We start from the raw sequence: 21,487 nt of genomic DNA on the forward strand, positions 1-21,487 counted from the left end.
TGGGTCTCAGAGGTCTAGAACGCGTATTCCGCGTAGGCTGGTTCCACCGAGCCCTTCCAGGGTCCGTTGAATTTATCCAGCATTTCCTCGGCCGGCGTCCGGCCGGCATCGATAATGCGGTCGAGCGGCTCGAGATGCCGCGTTTCGTCGCGGCCGAGCTGGTCGATCCGGCCGCGCCGGCGCAGGCCGGCATGGGCCAGAATCAGGCACTCCTTGGCGATCTCGAACAGGTAGCGGTCCTTGATCCGCGCCTTGAAGCCCATGCGCGGCACGTCGTCGCGCAGGGCCTGGCGTTCATGCGAGGTCCAGTGCTTCACCAGGTCCCAGGCGGCATCGAGCGAAGCATCGTCGTAGAGCAGCCCGACCCAGAACGCCGGCAGTGCCGGCAAGCGGCCCCACGGGCCGCCATCGGAGCCGCGCATCTCGAGATAACGCTTGAGCCGCACTTCGGGGAAGATGGTCGAGAGGTGGTTGGCCCAGTCCGACAAGGTCGGACGCTCGCCGGGAAGATTGTTGTTGCGGCCGTTGAAGAAGGCGCGGAACGAGGAGCCCGAGACGTCGATATATTCCTCGCCGCGCTTGACGAAATACATGGGCACGTCCAGCGCGTAATCGACATAGCGCTCGAACCCCATGCCGTCTTCGAACGCCCACGGCATCATGCCCGAACGGGCATTGTCGGTGTCGCGCCAGATTTCGGAGCGGAAGGAGAGGAAGCCGTTCGGCTTGCCCTCGGTGAACGGCGAATTGGCGAACAAGGCGGTTGCGACCGGTTGAAGCGCGAGCGAGACGCGCAGCTTCTTGACCATGTCGGCTTCGGAGGAGAAATCGAGATTGGTCTGTACCGTGCAGGTCCGATACATCATGTCGAGGCCGTATTGACCGACCTTCGGCATGTAATTGGTCATGATCTTGTAGCGGCCCTTGGGCATCACCGGAATGTCGGCGCGCGACCAGGACGGCGTCATGCCGAGCCCGAGGAAGCCAATGCCGAGCGGCGTTGCGATCTCGCGCACCTGCGCCAAGTGCGCCATCAGCTCGCTCTGGGTCTGGTGCACGTTCTCGACCGGCGCGCCGGAGAGCTCGAACTGTCCGCCGGGCTCGAGCGAGATCGCGCCGCCGCCGGTGACGTCGTAGAGGCCGATGATGTTGCCCTGCTCCATGATCGGCTCCCAGCCGAGCAGGAGCTTCATGCCTTCGAGCAGCGCGCCGATGCCGCGCGCGCCCTCGTAAGGCACCGGACGATGGCCCTCGAGCGTGAACGGCGTCTTCTCGTGCTCGGTGCCCATGCGGAATTCGGACGGGTCCTTGCAGCCGGCCTCGAACCACGCGACGAGCTCGTCGCGCGATTGCAGGGGCGTCATGTCGATCTGGTCTCGCGCCATATCAAACTCTAATCAAAAGCGCTTCGACCGAACGCGCGCGGGTGACAGGGACGGCCCGCGAACCCACCGGGGTGCACGGGCGAGCGGATTTGCCGCGCGATCATCGCGACGGCATGCTTTCGTTGGCGGCGGCGGGCGGCAGTTTCATCTCGCCGCAGGAGCAGCCCAGGCGGTCGAGCAGATTGCTGAGCTTGACGGCGTCGGCGTCCGACAGCTTCGAACCGACATATTTCTCGATCGCGGCCGAATAGGCGCCCCACATCCGCTTCTGCAGCTCGCGGCCGGCTTCGGTGATCTCGACGAACTGGCCGCGCTTGTCGATCTTGCATTCGCGCCGCGAGGCGAGGCCCTCGTCGACCAGGCGGTCGATCAGCCGCGAGGTCGAATATTGCGGGATGAGCATCTGCCGCTCGAGCTCGACCGGCCGCAGCTCGCCCGAGGGCGCCCGCGACAGTTCGAGCAGCGCGTCATACCAGGCCAGCGGGGGGAAGCCGGCCTTCTTCAAGTCCTGCTCGACGCAATCGAGCACGCGGCTCTGCACCCGCATCAGGCGGATCCAGGCGGCGGTTGCCTCGGTCGATGGTTTGCGTTTCATGGTCCCGCTCAAGCTCGTCGCCCGTCTCTTACTCCATTCGATGCACCTGCATCAATCTTGACTATTTCAAGCAGGTGCATGTAGTCGTTCTTTCGGCCGAACCAAGCGTCAGGGGAAGGAAATTCCTCGAAACCGGACGGTTTGCCCGGTGTGTGCCCGCCGTCTCCCCACATCGTGCTCCTGGAGGCCGGCCCGCCCTATGGCCTAGTTCGAGGTCGGTATCGGCGCCAAGAGCCCGAAATGGTGAGGATTATCTGAAGCTGAGCCCCTTGGGGCCAGGTCCCTCCGCTGGGCCTCGACAGCAATGAGATCGTGACGGAAGGCCAAGTGATTGTCCAGATGATCGCCCATCAGGTCTGGTCCGCCGTTCGCGAAGCACGACCGGTGGGACGACGAAGCGCCGGATCGATGATTCGGCTCTTTGCTTGCGTCATTTGCTAAATCCGAAGATGCGCGATGCGCTGATCGATTTTACGAGCATTGTCCGGGTTAACAATAACTCCGCGTTGTGCGCTCCGAGGACGTCACCATCCTTGTGAGAGCAATGCTCTTGGCTCAGCTTCAGCGCGGGACAGGACGCTGACCGTCGGACCGGAAAAACTATCGTGGCGACTGTACTCCTCCTCCTGCTCGCGAGCGCAATCACCGGCTTGGCGACAGGGCTATTCTTTCGGGTCTGGACTCTATTGCTGGTCTCGCCGGCGACTGCGATCCTTGCCGCGACGGTTCTTCAGACCTCGGGCTTTGGATTCTGGACAGGCGTTCCAATCGTCGTCGGTTGCCTGATTGCCGGCCAGGTCGCCTATTTGGCGGCGACATTCTACGTGCACAGAGGTGAGCTTTCAGTGCAGGACGAGATCGACGGCGAACCAGGCAAGCACGGCCAACGCCACATCAAAGACGAGGACGAGTAGGACCAGGCCGACCCACGAAGGAATTTTTCTGCGCCACCGGAGGAGCCGGCGGCGCGGCCACGGCCGACCAGGCAGCAACAAGGGGGCGTATCTTACCGCAACGCCGGCTGCGCTGTCTTGAGACACCGTGGAAATCATTGCGGGACACCTTCAATGTCGATGGGCCATCCGGTGGATCATCAGCAAGAGCGGTGCCAGGCGGAGCGAGCGTGGCCGGGCCGGGGATTGGGTGCTGTGTGAGACGGAAGCACATCAACCGATATGCCGAGGCGCAAGCGCAGATCGGCGAAATCGATGATCCAGCCCCTTCATCGTGAACCACTTGATCAACGGCGACGTCGAAGGAACATCCCCAGGAGACAATTGCCTCCATGAACATGATCGTCCTCATGACCGCCGCCGGCGCGCCGCTCGCGATGCTCGGGCTCTCGACGCCGGTGGCGCCGGAGCGCAATTGCATCTTCATGATCCATCCGCAGATCACCTCGGCCGTGTTCGAGAGCAAGGAAGGCAAGATCGTCTTCCCGGACCGGCCGACCGAATATCCCTGTCGCTACGCCAGGACGAAGAGCGGTGCGGACATCGCCTTCACCAACCAGAATGGCTGGCGCTTCGAGGTGCGCATCGGCCGCGGCGACGAAGGCAGCTGGAAGGCCAGTCTCGCCGACGATGCGGTATCGGGCCGCGCCTTCTCGCCGTTCGGTGAGCGCAAATAAAAAGGCCGGATCGATGATCCGGCCTTTGTTTCTGCGTAGCCCCGACGCTTCCGTCAGGCCGCCGCCTTCTTCGGCGCGAAGCGGCCGTAGAAGGTCTCACCCTTCGCCGCCATCTCCTCGAGCAGCTTCGGCGGGGTGAAGCGCGAGCCGTATTTCGCCTCCAGCTTGTGGCAGAGCTCGACGAACTTCTTCGTGCCCATGAAGTCGATGTAGGACAGCGTGCCGCCGGTGAACGGCGCGAAGCCGAAGCCGAGGATCGAGCCGACATCGGCTTCGCGCGGATCGGTGATGACGTGATCCTCGACGGTGCGCGCGGCCTCCACCGCCTGCACCACCAGGAAGCGCTGCTTCAGCTCCTCGATGTCAAGCGTATCGGGGTCGAGCTGCTTCGGCTGCAGCGCGGAGAGACCCGGCCACAGGCTCTTCTGGCCCTTGCCCTTCTCGGGGTAATCGTAGAAGCCCTTGCTGTTCTTGCGGCCGAGACGGCCCTGCTTCTCGACCATCTCCACCATCAGCTTCTTCTGCTCGGGATTGATGGCGTTGGGGCCAAGGTCGGCTTCGGTCGCCTTCATGATCTTGAGGCCGAGGTCGAGTGCGACCTCGTCGGAGAGCGAGAGCGGGCCGACCGGCATGCCGGCCATCTTGGCGCAGTTCTCGATCATCGCGGGCGGCACGCCCTCCAGGAACATCTCGTTGCCTTCGGCGACGTAACGGCCGACGCAGCGATTGGCGAAGAAGCCGCGGGAGTCGTTGACCACGATCGGCGTCTTGCCGATCTGGCGGACGTAGTCGAGCGCGGTCGCGAGCGCGACGTCGCCGGTGTTCTTGCCGAGGATGATTTCGACCAGCATCATCTTCTCGACCGGCGAGAAGAAGTGGATGCCGATGAACTTGCCCTGATCCCTGAAGCTCTCGGCCAGCGAGGTGATCGGCAACGTCGAGGTGTTGGAGGCGAAGACCACGTCGGGCTTGAGATATTGCTGCGCCTTGGCGAAGGTCTCCGCCTTGACCTTGCGGTCCTCGAACACGGCCTCGATGACGAGGTCGACGTCCTTCAGCGCGGCATAGTCCGCGGTCGGCGTGATGCGCGCGAGCAGCGCTTCGGCGTCCGCAGGCTTGGCGCGGCCCTTCTTGATCTGCTCCTCGATCACCTTCTGCGCATGCGCCTTGCCCTTGTCGGCGCTCTCCTGGTCGCGGTCGATCAGGACGACGTCGAGGCCGGCGCGCGCCGAGACGTAGCCGACGCTGGCGCCCATGAAGCCGGCGCCGATCACGGCGATCTTCTTCACCTTGGTTGCGGGAACATCCTTCGGACGGCGCGCGCCCTTGTTGAGCTCCTGCATCGACAGGAACAGGCTGCGAATCATCGCGGCCGCTTCCTTCGAGCGCAGCACCGAGGTGAAGTAGCGCGACTCCACGCGCAGCGCCGCGTCGATCGGCAGCTGCAGGCCTTCATAGACGCAGCTCATGATCGCGCGCGCGGCCGGGTAATTGTCGTAGGTTTCGCGGCGATAGATCGCGTTGCCGGCCGGGAACATCATCATGCCGGCCTTGGAGAACACCGGGCCGCCGGGCAGCTTGAAGCCTTTCTCGTCCCAGGGCGCGATCGCCTTGCCACCGCCCTTGATCCAGTCCTTCGCCGCCTTGATGAGGTCGGCGGCCGGAACGATGGCGTGAATCAGGTTCAGCGCCTTGGCCTTCTCGACCGTGACCGGATCGCCTTTGAGCAGGATCGTCATCGCGTCCTGCGGCGGCACCAGGCGCGGCACGCGCTGCGTGCCGCCGGCACCGGGGAAGAGGCCGACCTTGACCTCGGGCAGGCCGAGCCGGGTCTTGGGATTCTCGGCCGCGACGCGGTAGTGGCAGCACAGCGTGATCTCGAAGCCGCCGCCGAGCGCGAGGCCGTTGATCGCCGCCGCCCACGGCTTGCCTGAGGTTTCGATTCCGCGCAGCACCTGCGAGAAGCGCCGGCTCTGGTCGAACAGCATCTGGTTCGCCGCGGTCTCGCCCTGCTCCTTGAAGACCTTCGCATAGGCCTGATTCATGCCTTCGAGCATGGACAGGTCCGCGCCGGCGCAGAATGCTTCCTTGGCCGAGGTGATGACGACGCCCTTCACCGCGGCGTCGGCCGTGGTCGCCTTGACGATCGCCTCGAGCTCGTTCGTGGAGGTCTCGTCGAGTACGTTCATGGAACGGCCCGGGATGTCCCAGGTGACGAGCGCGATACCGTCGGTGTCGGTCTCAACCTTGAAGTTCTTGTACGACATGTTGGTTGCTCCCTAGCCTTACACGCGCTCGATGATGGTCGCGGTGCCCATGCCGCCGCCGATGCACAGCGTGACGAGGGCGGTGGACTTGTTGGTGCGCTCGAGCTCGTCGAGCACGGTGCCGAGGATCATCGCGCCGGTCGCCCCCAAGGGATGGCCGAGCGCGATCGCGCCGCCATTGACGTTGATCTTGGCATTGTCGATGTCGAAGGCCTGGATGTAGCGCAGCACGACCGAGGCGAAGGCCTCGTTGAGCTCGAACAGGTCGATGTCCGACTTCTTCATGCCGGAACGCGCAAACAGCTTCTCGGTGACGTCGACCGGACCGGTCAGCATCATCGCCGGCTCCGAGCCGATGTTGGCGAAGGCACGGATTTTTGCGCGCGGCTTCAGGCCGTACTTCGCACCCGCCTCCTTGCTGCCCAGCAGCACGGCGCCGGCGCCGTCGACGATGCCCGAGGAATTGCCGGCATGGTGCACGTAGTTGACGCGCTCGATCTCCGGGTGCGACTGAATCGCAACGCCGTCGAAGCCGCCCATCTGCGCCATCATCGTGAACGAGGGCTGCAGCTGAGCCAGCGACTGCATCGTCGTCGAGGGACGCATATGCTCGTCCTTGGCGAGGATGGTGAGTCCGTTGATGTCCTTCACCGGCACGACGGACTTGTTGAAGCGGCCCTCGTCCCAGGCTTTGCCGGCGCGCTGCTGGCTCTGCACGGCGTAGGCGTCGACGTCGTCGCGCGAGAAGCCGTATTTGGTGGCGATCAGGTCGGCCGACACGCCCTGCGGCATGAAGTAAGCCGGCACCGCCATCGACGGATCCATCGGCCAGGCGCCGCCGGAGGCGCCGATGCCGACGCGGCTCATCGATTCGGCGCCGCCGCCGATCACGAGCTCATGCTGGCCGCTCATGATCTGCGCCGCGGCGAAGTTCACGGCATCGAGGCCGGAGGCGCAGAAGCGACTGATCTGCACGCCCGGCACGGCCTCGCCGAGACCCGCCTTCAGCGCCGCGAAGCGCGCGATGTCGGAGCCGGCCTCGCCGACCGGATCGACCACGCCGAGCACGACGTCATCGACCGAATCCTCGGGAAGGTTGTTGCGGTCCTTCAGCGCCTTCAGCGGCACGGTCGCGAGCGCGAGCGCGGTGACTTCGTGCAGCGCGCCGTCCGCCTTGCCGCGGCCGCGCGGGGTGCGAACGTGGTCGTAGATGAATGCCTCAGGCATGACGCCCTCCTGATGTGATGTTCGATACGATTGGGAGCAGGCAGCGGAAGCAGGCTCAGAACGCTTCCGCCGGCAATTCCATGATGGTGGCGCAGCCGGCTTGGATGCGCGCCAGATTGGCCGCGGTCTCCGGCAGCATCCGCTCCATGAAGAAACGGCCGGTGACGAGCTTGGTCGAGAGATAGGGCGTCGCCCCGCTCTCGGCAATCTTCCCTAGCGTCACCTTGGCCATCCGCGCCCACATGTAGCCGAGCGCGACGAAGCCGAAGAGATGCAGGTAGTCGGTCGCGGCGGCACCGGCATTGTCAGGCTTGGCCATCGCGTTCTGCATCAGCCAGGTCGTCGCCTGCTGCAGATGGCCGAGCGAGGTCGAGAGCGGGGTGATGAAGGGCTTGAGCGCCTCGTCGCCGCCGTTCTCCTTGGCGAAGGCCATGACCTCGCCGAAGAAGGCCATGATGGCACGGCCGCCGTCGCGCGGCAGCTTGCGGCCGACCAGGTCGAGCGCCTGGATGCCGTTGGCGCCTTCATAGATCATGGCGATGCGCGCATCGCGCACGAACTGCTCCATGCCCTGCTCGGCGATGTAGCCGTGGCCGCCGTACATCTGCTGCGCCTGCACCGCGTTGGCGAAGCCGTAATCGGTGAGGAAGCCCTTCAGCACCGGCGTCATCAGGCCCATGTGGTCGTCGGCGGCCTGGCGGTCCTTGGGGTCCTCGGAGCGGTGGGCGACGTCGCTCTTCAGCGCAGTCCACATCACGAAGGCGCGCGCGGCCTCGTTGAAGGCGCGGATCGAGAGCAGCGTGCGGCGCACGTCCGGATGGACGATGATCGGGTCGGCCTGCTTGTCCGGCGCCTTGGCGCCGGTGAGCGCGCGGCCCTGGATGCGCTCGCGGGCATAGGCGACCGCGTTCTGGTAGGCGACCTCGGACTGCGCGAGGCCCTGCACGGCGACGCCGAGCCGGGCCTCGTTCATCATCACGAACATGCCCTGCATGCCCTTGTTCTCTTCACCGATCAGCCAGCCGGTGGCGTTGTCGTAGTTCATCACGCAGGTCGAATTGCCGTGGATGCCCATCTTGTGCTCGATCGAGCCGCAGACCACGCCGTTGCGGGCGCCGACCGAACCGTCGGCGTTGACCAGGAACTTCGGCACCACGAATAGCGACACGCCCTTGATGCCGGCCGGCGCGCCCTCGATGCGGGCGAGCACGAGATGGATGATGTTGTCGGCGAGATCGTGCTCACCGGCCGAGATGAAGATCTTGGTGCCCGTGATCTTGAAGCTGCCGTCGGCCTGCCGCACCGCCTTGGTGCGGAGCATGCCGAGATCGGTGCCGCAATGCGGCTCGGTGAGGTTCATGGTGCCGGTCCATTCGCCGGCCACCATCTTCGGCACGTAGGTCTTCTTCTGCTCCGGCGAGCCGTGCACCAGAAGCGCCGCGGTCGCGCCCATGGTGAGGCCGCCATACATCGAGAACGCCATGTTGGCGGAGATCTGGAATTCGTTGACGGCTTGCGAGAGTGTCACCGGCAGGCCCTGGCCGCCATATTCGGTCGGCGCCGACAGGCCGAGCCAGCCGCCCTCGACGACCTGCTTGAAGGCCTCCTTGAAACCCTTCGGCGTGGTGACGCTGCCGTCGTCACTGCGCTTGCAGCCTTCGAGATCGCCGACGCGGTTGAGCGGCTGCAGCACCTCTTCGGCGAGCTTGGCGGCTTCGCCGAGAATGGCCGCGCGCACGTCGCTCGATGCATCGGAGAAGCCGGCGAGGTTGTCGTAGCGATCGATCTGGAAGACGTCGTTGAGCAGGAAGTTCACGTCTTCGACGGGGGCTTTATAGATCGGCATGGGGGTCTCCCGGCATGGGGCTCGAAGGGGATGTTGGGCTTAGGATTGGGCGGCGGCAAGCTGCTCCGCCATCAGGCGGTGCAGCATGTTGATCGCCTTGAGCGGACGCACCATCACCTTGAAGTGAGTGATGCGTCCCTCGGTATCGAAGCTGATGATGTCGACGCCGTTGATCTCGATGCCGTCGATGACATTCTTGAATTCGAGCACGGCGCCGCGCTCGCTCTTCCATTCACCGACATAGGTGAAGCCGGGACCGCCGAGCACCTTCTCGGCGCTGGAGAGGTATTTGAAGGTGATGTCGCGGCCGGCTTGCGGCGTGTGCACGACGGGGCTTTCGAACACGGCGTCGGGATGCAGGAGGTCCCAGAGCGCGGCGCGGTCATGAGACTTCATGTAGGCGTACCAGGAATCGAGGCCGGTCATTCTCAGGTGCCTCCCTAGGCTAAGGGCAAAAGTCTCGAAAACAACCCCATGCACAGTAGAGATGTGATTGAATTCGCTTGATTATTCAGTCGGGCCTTTGGCCCGCCTGCACGCTGCCTCATATGCACATTGACGCATATGCGCCGATGCGCATAAAGTCAAGCAGCTTGGTCAAACCTCAGAAGGAAGGCCAGTCATGGCACTGGGCGACGCAATCCTCGCATGCCTGACGGAACGCCCGATGACGGGCTACGAGCTCGCCAAGACGTTCGATTCCTCGATCGGCTTCTTCTGGAAGGCCGACCATCAGCAGATCTACCGCGAGCTCTCCAAGCTGCGCGACCGCGGCTACATCCAGGGCCGCGAGGTGGTGCAGTCAGGCAAGCCCAACAAGCTGATTTATACGCTGACTCCCGAGGGCCGAACAGCACTGCGGCACTGGGCCGCGCGGCCAAGCACGCCGCCCTCGATCAAGGACGACCTCCTGGTGCGGCTGCACGCGCTCGACAGCATCGACATCGAGCCCATGCGCACCGACCTGATGGCCCGCCTGGAACACCACCGCGACCGCCACGCCAATTATGAGCGCATCCTGAAGAAGCGCTTTCCCGACGGCACGGCGGAAGGCCGGCTCGACCTCGGCAATCTGCTGCTGCTTCAGCTCGGCGCCCGTCACGAGCAGATGGTGGCCGATTTCTGCGAGGAGGCACTGGAGGCGCTGTCGGCGATGAGCGGCAAGGCCACCGTGGTGCCGATCGAGGATGGCAAGCGCGAAAAGGGCTGAGACGCCGGCCAACGACGCTACGGCGTGCTGCCGCCACATCCACCGGTGTCATGCCCCGCGAAGGCGGGGCATCCCGTACTCCGTGACGGCGCGGCTGGAATCGAGCCGCCGCGGCGTACTGGATCGCCCGCCCTCGCGGGCGATGACAGCGGAGTGTGTGGCGAGAGCACGCCGCCTAAAGGTGCAGCGACGTCACTCCCGGCAGCCCCAGTTCCCGCCGCCCAACTTTAAGACAGCCGCGCCGCGTTCCTTAACCCGTTATTTACCGTAACAGGAAAAAGTCGGTTTTCGAGGCAGACGACCCGCGCCAAATTCGATTGTCTTTACAACCGGCACGCGTGGGGAAGCTGGAGGCGCCGGGTGGGGTGCCGAAGTCGGAACCGGACAGAGTCATGAATTCGCGCGTATCGTGGAGTGTTGACGGCATCGATCCATCCGTCCGGGAGCGGGCCGAGGCTGCTGCGCGTCGTGCCGGCATGTCGCTCAACGATTGGCTGAACTCCACGCTCGGCGAAACTGCCCCGCCCAATTTTCGCGGACCTTACGATCAGCGTCCGCAGCACGTGCCGAGCCAGGAGAGCCGCGAAGTCGCCGACATCCACCAGCGGCTCGACGCGATCACCCAGCAGATCGAGCGGATCTCAAAACCCGCCCCGCGCCAAGATTCCTCAAGACAAGACTCCTCGCGCCAAGACTCCTCAAGACCAGACGTCTCGCGCGAGCAGGGCGTCGCGCGCCAACTCAACGACGCGATCTCGCGGCTCGATGCGCGCCTGTCGCAGATCTCCCGCCCGCAGCGGCAACCGCAGCAGCCGCAGGCCCCGCGCCCCACCCCGGCCGAGGCGCGCCAGCGCCAGGCCGATGCCGTCGAGCGCGCGGCCGCGCAGGTCTATCGCAGCTCACCACCTTTGAGCCCGGCTTCGTTCGACGTCGCGGTCGCCGAGATCACGGCGCGCCAGAGCGAGCTCGACGGCTTTACGCCGAGGCAAATGCCGCCGCGTGCCGCGCCGTCGCTCGCGCCAACGGCTGCTTACGCGCCGCCGATGGCGCCACCCGCCCCTGCCTACGCGCCGCCGCCACCGCAGCCGGCGCCGGATTTTTCCTCGCTCGAGCGCCATCTGCTCAAGATCACGAGCCAGATCGAATCGCTGCAGCGGCCCGACAATACCGAGCAGGCCATCAATGCCTTCCGCAGCGAGCTGGCCGAAATCCGCGCCGCCATCACCGAGGCGATGCCGCGGCGCGCGATCGAATCGATCGAGAACGAGATCCGCTCGCTGCATCGCCGGATCGACGAGACCCGCTCCAACGGCACCGACGGGCAGGTTCTCGCCGGCATCGAGCGCGCACTGTCCGACATCAAGCAGGTGCTGCGCACGCTGACGCCGGCCGAGCAGCTCACCGGCTACGACGAGGCGATCCGCAATCTCGGCGCCAAGCTCGACCTGATCCTGCGCGCCAATGACGATCCCTCGACCGTGCAGCAGCTCGAGGGCGCGATCTCGGCGCTGCGCGCCATCGTCTCCAACGTCGCCTCCAACGAGGCGCTCGCGCGTTTGTCCGAAGACGTGCAGCTGCTGTCGTCCAAGGTCGACCAGATCACCCGCGCCTCCGGTCACGGCGACAGCTTTGCGGTGCTGGAGCAGCGCATCGCGGCGCTCACCGCCGCGCTGGAAACGCGCGAGCGGCCGCAGCCGTCCGAGAGCACCGAGCATCTCGAAGCTGCGATCCGCGCGCTGTCGGACCGGTTCGACCGCATGCAGGTCGGCAACGATTCCGCCTCGACCTTCGCCCATCTCGAGCAGCGGGTCTCGTATCTGCTGGAGCGGATCGAGGCCGCGGCCGATCCGCGCAACGGCAATTTGAGCCGCGTCGAGGACGGGCTGCACGACATCCTCAGGCACCTGGAACGGCAGCAGGCGACCTATGCCGCGCTGGCCGAGAGCCGCAGCTCCGCAGCTCCGCCCGATTCCGGCATGGTCGATCTCGTCAAGCGCGAGCTCTCCGACATCCGCTTCAGCCAGGCCGAGACCAACCGGCACACCCAGGACTCGCTCGAGGCCGTCCACAGCGCGCTCGGCCACGTCGTCGATCGCCTCTCGATGATCGAGGGCGATCTGCGCGCGGTGCGCACCGCGCCGCCTCCCCCGCCCCGCAGCCGATGCCGATGCCCACGGCGGCGGCGATGGAGCCGGCGCCAATGGCGCGCGAGCCGCGGCCGCAGCCGCAAGCACAGCCGCCGAAATACGATCCGAAGCCCGAACTGCCCAATCCCGCTGCCGCGCAGCCGGCGCCGGCCGCCTTCGTCGCCGCGCCGCGCGAATTCCACGCCGCCGCCCCCGCCGCGCCACCGCCCGTGCCGGCGGCACCACCGGTTCCGCCGCGCGCGATCAGCGAGATCCTGGAGCCGCACACCGCGCGCGCTGCACTCGCGCCGGAACTGCCGCCGGATCACCCGCTCGAGCCGGGCACCCGGCCGGGCGGACGCCTCGCCTCGCCGTCGGAACGCATCGCCGCCTCCGAGAGCGCGATCAGCGAAATTGCCGCCGCACCGAAGGAGCCGGTGTCGTCGTCGAGCTTCATCGCCGCCGCCCGCCGCGCCGCGCAGGCCGCCGCCGCGCAGCCGCCCGAGAAGCCCGCCCGTGGCGCCAAGGCCGCGATCGCCCGCGCCAAGGAGAAGGGCCAGGAAGGTGGCTCGACCATCACCTCGAAGATCCGCTCGCTGCTGGTCGGCGCGAGCGTGGTCGTGATCGTGCTCGGCACCTTCAAGATGGCGATGAACCTGCTCGAAGGCGGCAGCCTGTCACCGACGCCGCAGGCGATGCAAAACGTCCCGAGCGAGCCGGCACCGCAGCCCGCGCCACCGCCGGTCGAGACCAAGCCGGCCGCGCCGGAACAGATCACCCCGTCAATGACCTCGCCGACACCGCTCGGACGGCAGTCGCAGAACAACGCCGCGCCGGCGCCCATTCCCCATTCCGGCAGCGCGGCCTCGGTTGAAATCCCGCAAGCGCCTGCCGCGGCGGTGCCGCCGCCGACCTCCAGCGACGTCACCGGCGCGCTGTCGGGCAGCAGCCGCGCCAGGCTTGGCGTGATTCAGGTGCCGCCGAGCGAGAAGCTGCCTGACGGCATCGGCGGCCCGGCCCTGCGCAATGCCGCGATGAAGGGCGATGCGACCGCGGCCTACGAGATCGGCGTGCGCTTTGCCGAAGGCAAGGGCGTCGCCACCAATTACGACGAAGCGGCGAAGTGGTACGATCGCGCGGCGCAGGCCGGGGTCGTCCCCGCAACCTTCCGTCTCGGCACGCTCTACGAAAAGGGCTTGGGGGTGAAGAAGGACGCCGACATCGCGCGCCGCTACTACACCCAGGCCGCCGAGCGCGGCAACGCCAAGGCGATGCACAATCTCGCCGTGCTCGATGCCGACGGCGGCGGTCGCGGCGCCAATTACAAGAGCGCGGCGCAGTGGTTCCGGAAAGCGGCCGATCGCGGTGTCGCCGACAGCCAGTTCAACCTCGGCATCCTCTATGCCCGCGGCATCGGCGTCGAGCAGAACCTCGCCGAATCCTACAAATGGTTCAGCTTAGCTGCCGCCCAGGGCGATGCGGATGCCGCCGGCAAGCGTGACGACGTCGCCAAGCGCCTCGACCCGCAATCGCTCGCCGCCGCCAAGCTCGCGATCCAGACCTTCAGCGCCGAGCCGCAGCCCGACGATGCCGTCAACGTTGCGGCCCCGAACGGCGGCTGGGACAGCGCACCGCAGGCCAGCGCCAAGCCGGCCCCGAAGCAAGTCGCGACCAAGCGCTCGGCATCAGCGGCACATTGAGCCGCATCGCATTCGATCCGACGCGGCGACACCTCCAACCCTCCCCCGCAAGCGCTGGGCTACCACATATGACTTGTGGCGGCGGCCTGCGCGCACGCCTCGTCCTTCGAGACGGCGCTGACGCAGCCTCCTCAGGATGAGGCTAATCAGCGTCTGTGCCCGTTGAAACTGCTGCCGCGCACTCCGCCCTCATCCTGAGGAGCCCGCGAAAGCGGGCGTCTCGAAGGATGGCCGCGGAGAAGAACTCCCATATGCGCTAGCCCCGTGTAAGCGGGAGAGGGCTGGGGGTATCAGCTCGCAACTTTTGCATTCTGCCGGGAAATCGCTATTTTCCGCGGCCCGGAGGCCCCTGATGTCCGTTATTGATCTAGCCGCAAACCCGAGCGAGTTGCGTGCGCTCGCCGAACAATCCAACGCCTGGCCGTTCGAGCAGGCGAAGGCCATCGTCGCGCGGCTGAAGAAAAGCCCGAAGGACGAGGTGCTGTTCGAGACCGGCTACGGTCCGTCCGGACTGCCGCACATCGGCACGTTCGGCGAGGTGGCGCGCACCTCGATGGTGCGCCACGCCTTCCGCGTGCTCACCGAGGACAAGATCAAGACGCGCCTCTTGGCGTTCTCCGACGACATGGACGGCTTCCGCAAGGTGCCCGACAACGTTCCGAACAAGGAGATGCTGGCGGAGCATCTCGGCAAGCCGCTGACGCGGGTGCCCGATCCGTTCTCCAACGAGTACCCGTCGTTCGGCCACCACAACAATGCGCGGCTGCGCGCCTTCCTCGATCATTTCGGCTTCGACTACGAGTTCGCGAGCTCGACCGACTATTACACGTCCGGCCGCTTCGACGCGACGCTGCTGAAGATGCTGGCCGCCTACGACAAGATCATGGCGATCATCCTGCCGACGCTGGGACCGGACCGCCGCGCGACCTATTCGCCGTTCTTGCCCATCAGCAAGACCACCGGCGTCGTGCTGCAGGTGCCGATGATCCGCCGCGACGTCGCGGCCGGCACGGTGACCTATGTCGATCCCGATACCAACCAGGAAGTCGAGACGCCCGTCACCGGCGGCAACGTCAAGTGTCAGTGGAAGGCCGACTGGGCGATGCGCTGGGTCGCGCTCGGCGTCGACTACGAGATGGCCGGCAAGGACCTGATCGATTCCGTGAAGCTGTCCGGCGCGATCGCAAGAGCGCTCGGCAGCACGCCGCCCGAAGGCTTCAACTACGAGCTCTTCCTCGACGAGAAGGGCCAGAAGATCTCGAAGTCGAAGGGCAACGGCCTCACCATCGACGAATGGCTGCGCTACGCCTCGCCGGAATCCCTGTCGCTGTTCATGTATCGCGAGCCGAAGGCGGCCAAGCGGCTGTATTTCGACGTCATCCCGCGCAACGTCGACGACTACCAGCAATTCCTCGACGGCTTTCCGAAGCAGGACGGCAAGCAGCAGCTCGGCAACCCGGTCTGGCACATCCACAACGGCAGGCCGCCGCAGGGCGACATGCCCGTCACCTTCCAGCTGCTCCTGACGCTGGTGTCGTCGTCGAACGCGGAGAACGCCGAGACGCTGTGGGGCTTCATCGGGCGCTATCGTCCGGGCGTGAGCCCGCAGACGCATCCGAAGCTGGATGCGATGGTCGGCTACGCCATCAACTACTACCGTGACTTCGTCGCGCCGACGAAGCAGTTCCGCGTGCCTGATGACAGCGAGCGCAGGGCGCTGCAGGACCTGCGCGATGCGCTCTCGCAGCTGGCGCAGGACGCCTCGGCCGAGGAGATCCAGAACGTCGTCTACGAGATCGGCCGCCGCGAGCCGTTCCTCGACCAGGTCAAGAAGGGCAAGGACGGCCGCCCCGGCGTGACGCTGGACTGGTTCAACATGCTCTACCAGGTGCTGCTCGGCCAGGAGAAGGGCCCGCGCTTCGGCTCCTTCGTCGCGGTCTACGGCGTGCAGAACGCGGTGAACATGATCGACGGCGCGCTGGCGAGGAGCGCGTGATCCCACTCCACTGTCATCGCCCGGCTTGACCGGGCGATCCAGTACGCCGCGGCAGATGTGATGAATCGAGAAGCCGCGGCTTACTGGATTCCCCGCCTACGCGGGGAATGACCTTGAACTACGTAGCGAAGCCGCGGTGTGACGCACTCAAATCGATCGCAGCACGTAGCGGCGGTTGTCCTTCTGCACCGGGCGCGCATTCATCGGGTAGAGCTTTGCGAACGCGGCGACATCGCTCGCCGCCACCTGGATCGGGGTGGTCAGCAGCAGCCACTCGACCACTTCAGAGCAGGGCGGCGTCGTCAGCGAGCCGGGATAGCGGTAATAGCTGAGCTTCGGCGGCAGCATGGCGAGCGGATCGATGCTCGCATCGGCCTTCACCGCGGGCCCTTCTGCCGCCGGCATGGTCTTGATGATCTTGGCGAAGGATGCGTTCGGCCTGCCCTCGGTCATGAGCACGCCGACGACGGCAAGCCCCCCGGCGTCGTTGCGATGGACGAAATGCGCCTCCATCGGAAAATTCTTGCCGCCGATCATGTGCTCGCTGGGCCGGTGGAAGTGCACCTGGAGCAGCTTGTACTTGACGTCGCCGAGCATCAGCGTGCTGCCTTCGACGAAGTTGAGCTGGATGGTGTGCCCGTTGTTGACGATGGTGTCGGCGCTCTTGCCCCAGCTCAGCTTCAGAACCGGCAATTGCGACTTGATCGTCGCCTCGATGTCGATCGGCGATTGTTGCAGGCCGGCCGCGCAGGCTTTGTTGGCCGCTTCGAGATCGCCCCATTTGGCCGGGCCGCCGGCGCCCTCATAGCTCCAATGTGCGCCTTCGGCGGCGAAGCCCGGCTTGCACAACGGACAAAGTGCGAGACCCGCCAGGGCCTTCAATGCGTGGCGGCGATTCATCGTATTCCCCCTCGAGATGAACTTGGTCGGCAACAGGTGCGCAACCTATGCGAGAGGCGTGGTGAGTCGCAATGGCGGTCGCAACGCGAACTGCGTCATGGTCCGGTCACGCGATCACTGGCTGGCCCACAGGATCCGCGCGATCCACGCCACGTCGCCCGCCGCCATCGTCCATTCGGCCTGCGTCGCATCGAGCGGCTCAAGCTCCAGCGCCTTGGCCGTGCGGCGCTTCAACGTCGCGACCGTCATCTCGCCCGCCTTGCTCCGCACCACCACGCGATCGCCTTTGCGGATCGGCGCGCCGGGCGAGACCAGGACGATGTCGCCGTCGCGATAAACAGGCGCAAGCGCATCGCCGGAAATCTCCAGCGCAAAGGCGTGGCTGTCCTCGGTGGCGGGCAGCGCGATGTCGGTCCAGCCCTTGCCCGATGGAAGACCGGCCTCGTCGAAAGCGCCGCTCGTGCCCGCCTGTGCGAAACCGAGCAGCGGCACCGAGCGGCCATCGCTCGCGCCGTCGTCGTCGATCAATTTGGCAAAGCTGTCGATCGAGGCGTCAGCCGCGGCCAGCGCTTTTGCGATCGATTCGGTCGAAGGCCAGCGCTCGCGTCCGTCGGCGGTGACGCGCTTGGACCTGTTGAAGGTGGTGGGGTCGAGTCCGGCACGCTTGGCGAGGCCGGACGGCGACAGCCCGGCACGCGCCGCCAACCGGTCCAGTGCGGCCCAGATCTGGTCGTGAGTCAGCATCCTCTGCGCTTTGGCCTGTCTGACCATGGAAGGTCCAGCCCGTCGCAACTCAGGAAAACTGTCCTCAAATCAACAGGTTTTCCGTTTTTCGCGCAAGAGGCGAGGGAGAACGGCGTTCGTAACGGAGCGGGTACCCGTTCGCGTCAGGAAAACGCGCAAAACGGGAATCTGGAGCCCCCGTTCCGATTTCATCGGCGCGGAAAAGGCTCTAAGCCTTGAGTTCGGAAGGGGTGGCCTTTACGGTCGCGCCCGGGTTTCGAGGACCCGCAAAAGGCGAAAAAACCCAAAAGACTCAAAGAACAAACAAGGCTGCGGTAGCGGTGGTCAAGATCTACAAAATCTGTCCGGCCTCGGCCTGGCGCGAGGCGGAACGGCAGGGTGTCTACCGGGGCAGCGCAGACGACGCGCGCGACGGGTTCATCCATTTCTCGACCGCGGCCCAGGTTCCCGAGACCCTGCGCAAGCACTATTTCGGGCAGCGCGCGCTGTTCCTGGTCGAGGTCGACGGCGATGCGCTGGGGAGCGAATTGCGCTGGGAACGCTCGCGCAATGACGAGCTCTTCCCCCATCTCTATGGCGAGCTCGATTTCGGCGCGGTGATCGCGGTGATGAACCTCAACACGCGCTCCGACGGCGGTCACGATGTTCCGGAGCTGTTGCCGTGATCCGCGCGTTCGACGCCTTTTCGCTGCCGGTGCTGCGCTGGCTCGATCCCGAAGACGCCCATCGCCTCGCGATCCAGGGCCTGCGCTTCCTGCCACCGGTCAAGCCGCGTGCCGATGATCCCAAGCTCGCGGTGCGCGCCTTCGGGCTGAACTTTCCCAATCCGATCGGCATGGCCGCGGGCTTCGACAAGAGCGCCGAAGTGCCGGATGCGCTGCTGCGGCTCGGTTTCGGCTTCGTCGAGATCGGCTCGGTAACGCCGAAGCCGCAAGCCGGCAATCCACGGCCGCGGCTGTTCCGGCTCGAGCGCGACGAGGCGATCGTCAACCGCATGGGCTTCAACAATGACGGCGCGGAGGCGGCCCTGCGCCGGCTTGCCGCGCGCGCGCAGCACGGCGGCATCGTCGGCGTCAATGTGGGCGCCAACAAGGATTCGCCGGACCGCGTCGGCGACTACGTCAAGCTGATCGAGACCTTCGCGCCGGTTGCGAGCTATTTCACCGTCAACGTCTCCTCGCCGAACACGCCGGGCCTGCGCAACCTTCAGGAAGGCGCGCTGCTCGACGATCTCCTCGCGCGCGTGATCGACGCCCGCGAGCGTGTCAGGCAGAAGGCCGGCGACACGCCGGTGCTGCTCAAGATCGCGCCGGACTTGAGCCTTGCCCAGCTCGACGACGTCGTGCAGGTCGCGCGCTCGCGCCGGGTCGACGGCATGATCGTGTCGAACACCACGATCGCGCGGCCGAGCACATTGCGCGAGGAGATGCGGGCGAAGGAGCAAGGCGGCCTGTCCGGCCGGCCGCTATTCCGCCTCTCAACGCGCATGGTCGCGGAGACCTATGTGCGCGTCGAGGGCGCATTCCCGCTGATCGGCGTCGGCGGGGTGGATTCGGGCGGCGCCGCGCTGACCAAGATCCGCGCCGGGGCCAGCCTGATCCAGCTCTATTCGTCGCTGGTCTACAAGGGCCTCGGCCTCGTCGACGAGATCAAGCGCGACCTGACTTCGACGCTGCTGCGAACGGGGCGGGATTCGCTGGCCGAGATCGTCGGCGCCGATGCGGCGACGCTGACGGCGGAAGACTGGCCGGGGTTGTGATCCTCCGCCTCTCCCCGCTTGCGGGGAGAGGCCGGAATTTGCGAGAGCAAATTCCGGGTGAGGGGGACTCTCCGCGAGTCCAACTCTCACCGCCCTTGCGGAGACTCCCCCTCACCATAGCCGATGCTCTGCATCGGCGTTCTTTGTCAGAGAACGGCGGCCATAGGCCGCCTATGCCTCTCCCCGCAAGCGGGGCGAGGGAGAAGAAAACGTCGCCCGATACAGCACGGGATACCTCGCGCCCTGCAAGCCGCCGCGCGCGACGTAGAACGCGATCAGCGCGCTCCACAGGCCGGCATTGCCGAACGATTGCAGCGCCAGCCAGACGGCGAAGAAGATCGCGAGCGAGGCCAGCATCAGATTGCGCATCTCCCGCGCCCAGGTGGCGCCGACATAGATGCCGTCGAAGCCGAAGGCGAACACGCCGGGGATCGGCGCGAGCACGATGAAGGGCAGGAACTCGCGCGCAGCGCGGCGGACGTCCTCGCTCGCCGTCATGACATTGATGATATCGGGGCCGAAGCCTGCGAACACCACGGCGACGACGATGGCGAAGCCGAGCCCCCAGCGCAGCACCAGCCTGGTCGAATCCGCAAATCCCTTGGCGTCGCGCGCGCCAAAGCTGCGGCCGCAGAGCTGCTGCGCCGCATTCGCAAGGCCGTCGAGGAAGAAAGCGCTGACCAGGAGGAAGTTGTTGAGCACGGAGTTCGCGGCCAGCGTGACGTCGCCGGCACGCGCGCCCTTGGCGGTGAAGAACAGGAACACGGCGATCAGCGCCGCGGTGCGGATCAGGATGTCGGTGTTCACCGCCAGGAGCCGCATCAGCTTTTCGCGATCGAACAGCGTTGCGCGAGGCACGGCAAAACCGCCCACCGCATAGCGCCTGCACACGATCACGCCGAGCACGAAGCCTATCGTCTCGGACAGAAGCGCGGCGATCGCGGCGCCGGCGATGCCGGTGTCGTAGACCAGCACCAATAGGATCGTCGCCACCATGTTGACGAGGTTGATGACGACCTGGAGCGCAAGGGCCGGATTGGCGCGGGCCTGCCCCACCAGCCAGCCGAGGATGACGTAATTGGCGAAGGCGAAAGGCGAGGACCAGATCCGGATCATGAAATAGGTCTTCGCGGCGTGCGTCACGCCCTCGCTGCCGCCCATCAGGTCGAACAGTGCGCCAGCCAACGGCAGCTGCAGCGCGATCAGCGCCGCGCCGATCAGGCCGGCGACGATGAAGCCGCGCACCAGGATCACGGTCTGCTCGCGCGTCTCGCCCGCGCCGAGCGCCTGCGCGGTGAAGGCCAGCGTGCTCATGCGCAGGAAGCCGAACAGCCAGAACAGGCAGTCGAAGATGACGGAGGCCATCGCGACGCCGCCGAGCAGCGCCGCATCGTCGAGCCGGCCGATCGCGGTGGTCGAGACCACGCCGATCAGCGGCGTCGTGAGGTTCGCGACCATCGCGGGACCTGCGATGGCGAAGACCTGGCGCGAGTCGACCTTGGGGTGAAGCGGTGCGTTCATGTCAGCTGCGTGTATCCGACCCGATTGTCGAATGCACTATCACGGCCGGCATGGCGTGCTTGCGTCGGCCGCGCATGTCGAGAAGCGTTAGCGACGCGGCCCGCCGAACACGCGCGACAGCAGCCAGATCGGGATCACGATGACCGCGCCGAGCAGGAAGTAGCGCCACAGCCAGTTCACCGCATCGAAGCCGAGATCCCACAGACGCTGGAACAAGAGGCGGATGCTGTGGATGATGTTCCAGGGGTCGAAGCCGATCGCGGCGAGCACGACGCCGACCAGGATCGAGAGCAGCACCAGGCGGAACGCGACGGTCAGCGGCGAGCCGCCGAGAAAGCGGTGCAGGCCGTCGCTGCGGCCGGCCGGCAAATCTCTGACGTCTTGGACCATCGCAAACTCCTGAAGCGGATTCGACCCATTATAGGGCACGGCGGGGGACATGGGGAACCCGCAAGGGTGCGTCAATCGGGTTACGGGAGTTTAATTCGGGCAGTCGATCACCTCTCCCGCGAGACTATTGAGAGGTTTCCCTGCGGCCATCCTTCGAGACGCCCGCTTTAGGCGGGCTCCTCAGGATGAGG

Annotated in this window: 16 protein-coding genes and 1 pseudogene; 7 read left to right on the forward strand and 10 right to left on the reverse strand. The window is 65.9% G+C overall.

The window, feature by feature from the left end; genetic code table 11:
- Positions 1-14 precede the first annotated feature (14 nt).
- Together N2602_RS37250 and N2602_RS37255 are read right to left on the reverse strand one after the other, a co-directional pair.
- Positions 15-1,385 (reverse strand): glutamate--cysteine ligase, encoded by a 1,371-nt coding sequence (locus tag N2602_RS37250; protein ID WP_172786075.1) that lies wholly within the window; start codon positions 1,383-1,385, stop codon positions 15-17.
- 100 nt (positions 1,386-1,485) lie between these two features.
- Complete coding sequence (locus N2602_RS37255; RefSeq protein WP_172786076.1) at positions 1,486-1,980, reverse strand: MarR family winged helix-turn-helix transcriptional regulator; 495 nt, start codon at positions 1,978-1,980, stop codon at positions 1,486-1,488.
- Positions 1,981-2,585: 605 nt separating this feature from the next.
- Here N2602_RS37255 and N2602_RS37260 point away from each other — a divergent pair.
- Both N2602_RS37260 and N2602_RS37265 read left to right on the forward strand, forming a co-directional pair.
- Positions 2,586-2,894 carry a hypothetical protein gene (locus tag N2602_RS37260; RefSeq protein ID WP_257187553.1) on the forward strand — a complete coding sequence of 103 codons (309 nt, stop codon included), beginning with the start codon at positions 2,586-2,588 and terminating at the stop codon, positions 2,892-2,894.
- A 371-nt stretch (positions 2,895-3,265) separates the two neighbouring features.
- Positions 3,266-3,610 (forward strand): hypothetical protein, encoded by a 345-nt coding sequence (locus tag N2602_RS37265; RefSeq protein WP_172786077.1) that lies wholly within the window; start codon positions 3,266-3,268, stop codon positions 3,608-3,610.
- 53 nt (positions 3,611-3,663) lie between these two features.
- Here the strand turns inward: N2602_RS37265 and N2602_RS37270 are convergent, their stop codons facing one another.
- The 4 genes from N2602_RS37270 to N2602_RS37285 are packed head-to-tail and all read right to left on the reverse strand — an operon-like array spanning position 3,664 to position 9,376.
- Positions 3,664-5,877 (reverse strand): FAD-dependent oxidoreductase, encoded by a 2,214-nt coding sequence (locus N2602_RS37270; protein WP_260381195.1) that lies wholly within the window; start codon positions 5,875-5,877, stop codon positions 3,664-3,666.
- An 18-nt stretch (positions 5,878-5,895) separates the two neighbouring features.
- Positions 5,896-7,104, reverse strand: a complete 1,209-nt coding sequence (locus N2602_RS37275) for an acetyl-CoA C-acetyltransferase (protein ID WP_172786079.1) — start codon at positions 7,102-7,104, stop codon at positions 5,896-5,898.
- Between the two features lie 55 nt (positions 7,105-7,159).
- Positions 7,160-8,950 (reverse strand): acyl-CoA dehydrogenase C-terminal domain-containing protein, encoded by a 1,791-nt coding sequence (locus tag N2602_RS37280; RefSeq protein WP_260381196.1) that lies wholly within the window; start codon positions 8,948-8,950, stop codon positions 7,160-7,162.
- 39 nt (positions 8,951-8,989) lie between these two features.
- Entirely contained in the window at positions 8,990-9,376 is a 387-nt protein-coding gene (locus N2602_RS37285; RefSeq protein ID WP_260381197.1) for a nuclear transport factor 2 family protein, read from the reverse strand.
- A 196-nt stretch (positions 9,377-9,572) separates the two neighbouring features.
- Here N2602_RS37285 and N2602_RS37290 point away from each other — a divergent pair, with 196 nt between their 5' ends.
- The 3 genes and pseudogenes from N2602_RS37290 to N2602_RS37300 all read left to right on the forward strand — a co-directional run bounded on the left by N2602_RS37290 (position 9,573) and on the right by N2602_RS37300 (position 15,982).
- The gene (locus N2602_RS37290; RefSeq protein ID WP_036020538.1) at positions 9,573-10,160 is read left to right on the forward strand and encodes a PadR family transcriptional regulator; all 588 of its coding nucleotides are present in this window, start codon (positions 9,573-9,575) and stop codon (positions 10,158-10,160) included.
- A gap of 392 nt (positions 10,161-10,552) precedes the next feature.
- A pseudogene (locus N2602_RS37295) lies at positions 10,553-13,986 on the forward strand (hypothetical protein).
- A 352-nt stretch (positions 13,987-14,338) separates the two neighbouring features.
- A complete protein-coding gene (locus tag N2602_RS37300; protein ID WP_260381198.1) occupies positions 14,339-15,982 on the forward strand; it encodes a lysine--tRNA ligase in 1,644 nt (547 codons plus the stop codon).
- A 147-nt stretch (positions 15,983-16,129) separates the two neighbouring features.
- Here the strand turns inward: N2602_RS37300 and N2602_RS37305 are convergent, their stop codons facing one another.
- Both N2602_RS37305 and N2602_RS37310 read right to left on the reverse strand, forming a co-directional pair.
- On the reverse strand, positions 16,130-16,882 hold the full coding sequence (locus N2602_RS37305; RefSeq protein ID WP_212256120.1) for a carbonic anhydrase: 753 nt from the start codon (positions 16,880-16,882) through the stop codon (positions 16,130-16,132).
- 114 nt (positions 16,883-16,996) lie between these two features.
- A complete protein-coding gene (locus N2602_RS37310) occupies positions 16,997-17,653 on the reverse strand; it encodes a helix-turn-helix transcriptional regulator (RefSeq protein WP_260381199.1) in 657 nt (218 codons plus the stop codon).
- 293 nt (positions 17,654-17,946) lie between these two features.
- Here N2602_RS37310 and N2602_RS37315 point away from each other — a divergent pair, with 293 nt between their 5' ends.
- Both N2602_RS37315 and N2602_RS37320 read left to right on the forward strand, forming a co-directional pair.
- A complete protein-coding gene (locus N2602_RS37315) occupies positions 17,947-18,291 on the forward strand; it encodes a DUF952 domain-containing protein (RefSeq protein ID WP_172786228.1) in 345 nt (114 codons plus the stop codon).
- Positions 18,288-19,385, forward strand: coding sequence for a quinone-dependent dihydroorotate dehydrogenase (locus N2602_RS37320; protein WP_260381200.1), 1,098 nt, complete (start codon positions 18,288-18,290; stop codon positions 19,383-19,385). Before N2602_RS37315 ends, N2602_RS37320 begins: the two co-directional genes overlap by 4 nt.
- Positions 19,386-19,556: 171 nt before the next feature.
- On the opposite strand, the gene N2602_RS37325 is transcribed toward N2602_RS37320, so the two are convergent.
- Both N2602_RS37325 and N2602_RS37330 read right to left on the reverse strand, forming a co-directional pair.
- Positions 19,557-20,906, reverse strand: a complete 1,350-nt coding sequence (locus N2602_RS37325; protein WP_260381201.1) for an MATE family efflux transporter — start codon at positions 20,904-20,906, stop codon at positions 19,557-19,559.
- Positions 20,907-20,993: 87 nt separating this feature from the next.
- A complete protein-coding gene (locus N2602_RS37330; protein ID WP_260381202.1) occupies positions 20,994-21,296 on the reverse strand; it encodes a DUF6460 domain-containing protein in 303 nt (100 codons plus the stop codon).
- Positions 21,297-21,487: the final 191 nt, after the last annotated feature.

Origin of the sequence: Bradyrhizobium sp. NC92, assembly GCF_025200865.1 — a bacterium.
Taxonomy (GTDB): Bacteria; Pseudomonadota; Alphaproteobacteria; order Rhizobiales; family Xanthobacteraceae; genus Bradyrhizobium.

What these genes read in the sequence shown, in the direction of transcription:
- N2602_RS37250 (WP_172786075.1), bottom strand. Translation starts at nt 1,385, where the DNA reads ATGGCGCGAGACCAGATCGACATGACGCCCCTGCAATCGCGCGACGAG.
- N2602_RS37285 (WP_260381197.1), bottom strand. Translation starts at nt 9,376, where the DNA reads ATGACCGGCCTCGATTCCTGGTACGCCTACATGAAGTCTCATGACCGC.
- N2602_RS37265 (WP_172786077.1), top strand. Translation starts at nt 3,266, where the DNA reads ATGAACATGATCGTCCTCATGACCGCCGCCGGCGCGCCGCTCGCGATG.
- N2602_RS37310 (WP_260381199.1), bottom strand. Translation starts at nt 17,653, where the DNA reads ATGGTCAGACAGGCCAAAGCGCAGAGGATGCTGACTCACGACCAGATC.
- N2602_RS37290 (WP_036020538.1), top strand. Translation starts at nt 9,573, where the DNA reads ATGGCACTGGGCGACGCAATCCTCGCATGCCTGACGGAACGCCCGATG.
- N2602_RS37325 (WP_260381201.1), bottom strand. Translation starts at nt 20,906, where the DNA reads ATGAACGCACCGCTTCACCCCAAGGTCGACTCGCGCCAGGTCTTCGCC.
- N2602_RS37300 (WP_260381198.1), top strand. Translation starts at nt 14,339, where the DNA reads ATGTCCGTTATTGATCTAGCCGCAAACCCGAGCGAGTTGCGTGCGCTC.
- N2602_RS37305 (WP_212256120.1), bottom strand. Translation starts at nt 16,882, where the DNA reads ATGAATCGCCGCCACGCATTGAAGGCCCTGGCGGGTCTCGCACTTTGT.
- N2602_RS37330 (WP_260381202.1), bottom strand. Translation starts at nt 21,296, where the DNA reads ATGGTCCAAGACGTCAGAGATTTGCCGGCCGGCCGCAGCGACGGCCTG.
- N2602_RS37275 (WP_172786079.1), bottom strand. Translation starts at nt 7,104, where the DNA reads ATGCCTGAGGCATTCATCTACGACCACGTTCGCACCCCGCGCGGCCGC.
- N2602_RS37280 (WP_260381196.1), bottom strand. Translation starts at nt 8,950, where the DNA reads ATGCCGATCTATAAAGCCCCCGTCGAAGACGTGAACTTCCTGCTCAAC.
- N2602_RS37255 (WP_172786076.1), bottom strand. Translation starts at nt 1,980, where the DNA reads ATGAAACGCAAACCATCGACCGAGGCAACCGCCGCCTGGATCCGCCTG.
- N2602_RS37270 (WP_260381195.1), bottom strand. Translation starts at nt 5,877, where the DNA reads ATGTCGTACAAGAACTTCAAGGTTGAGACCGACACCGACGGTATCGCG.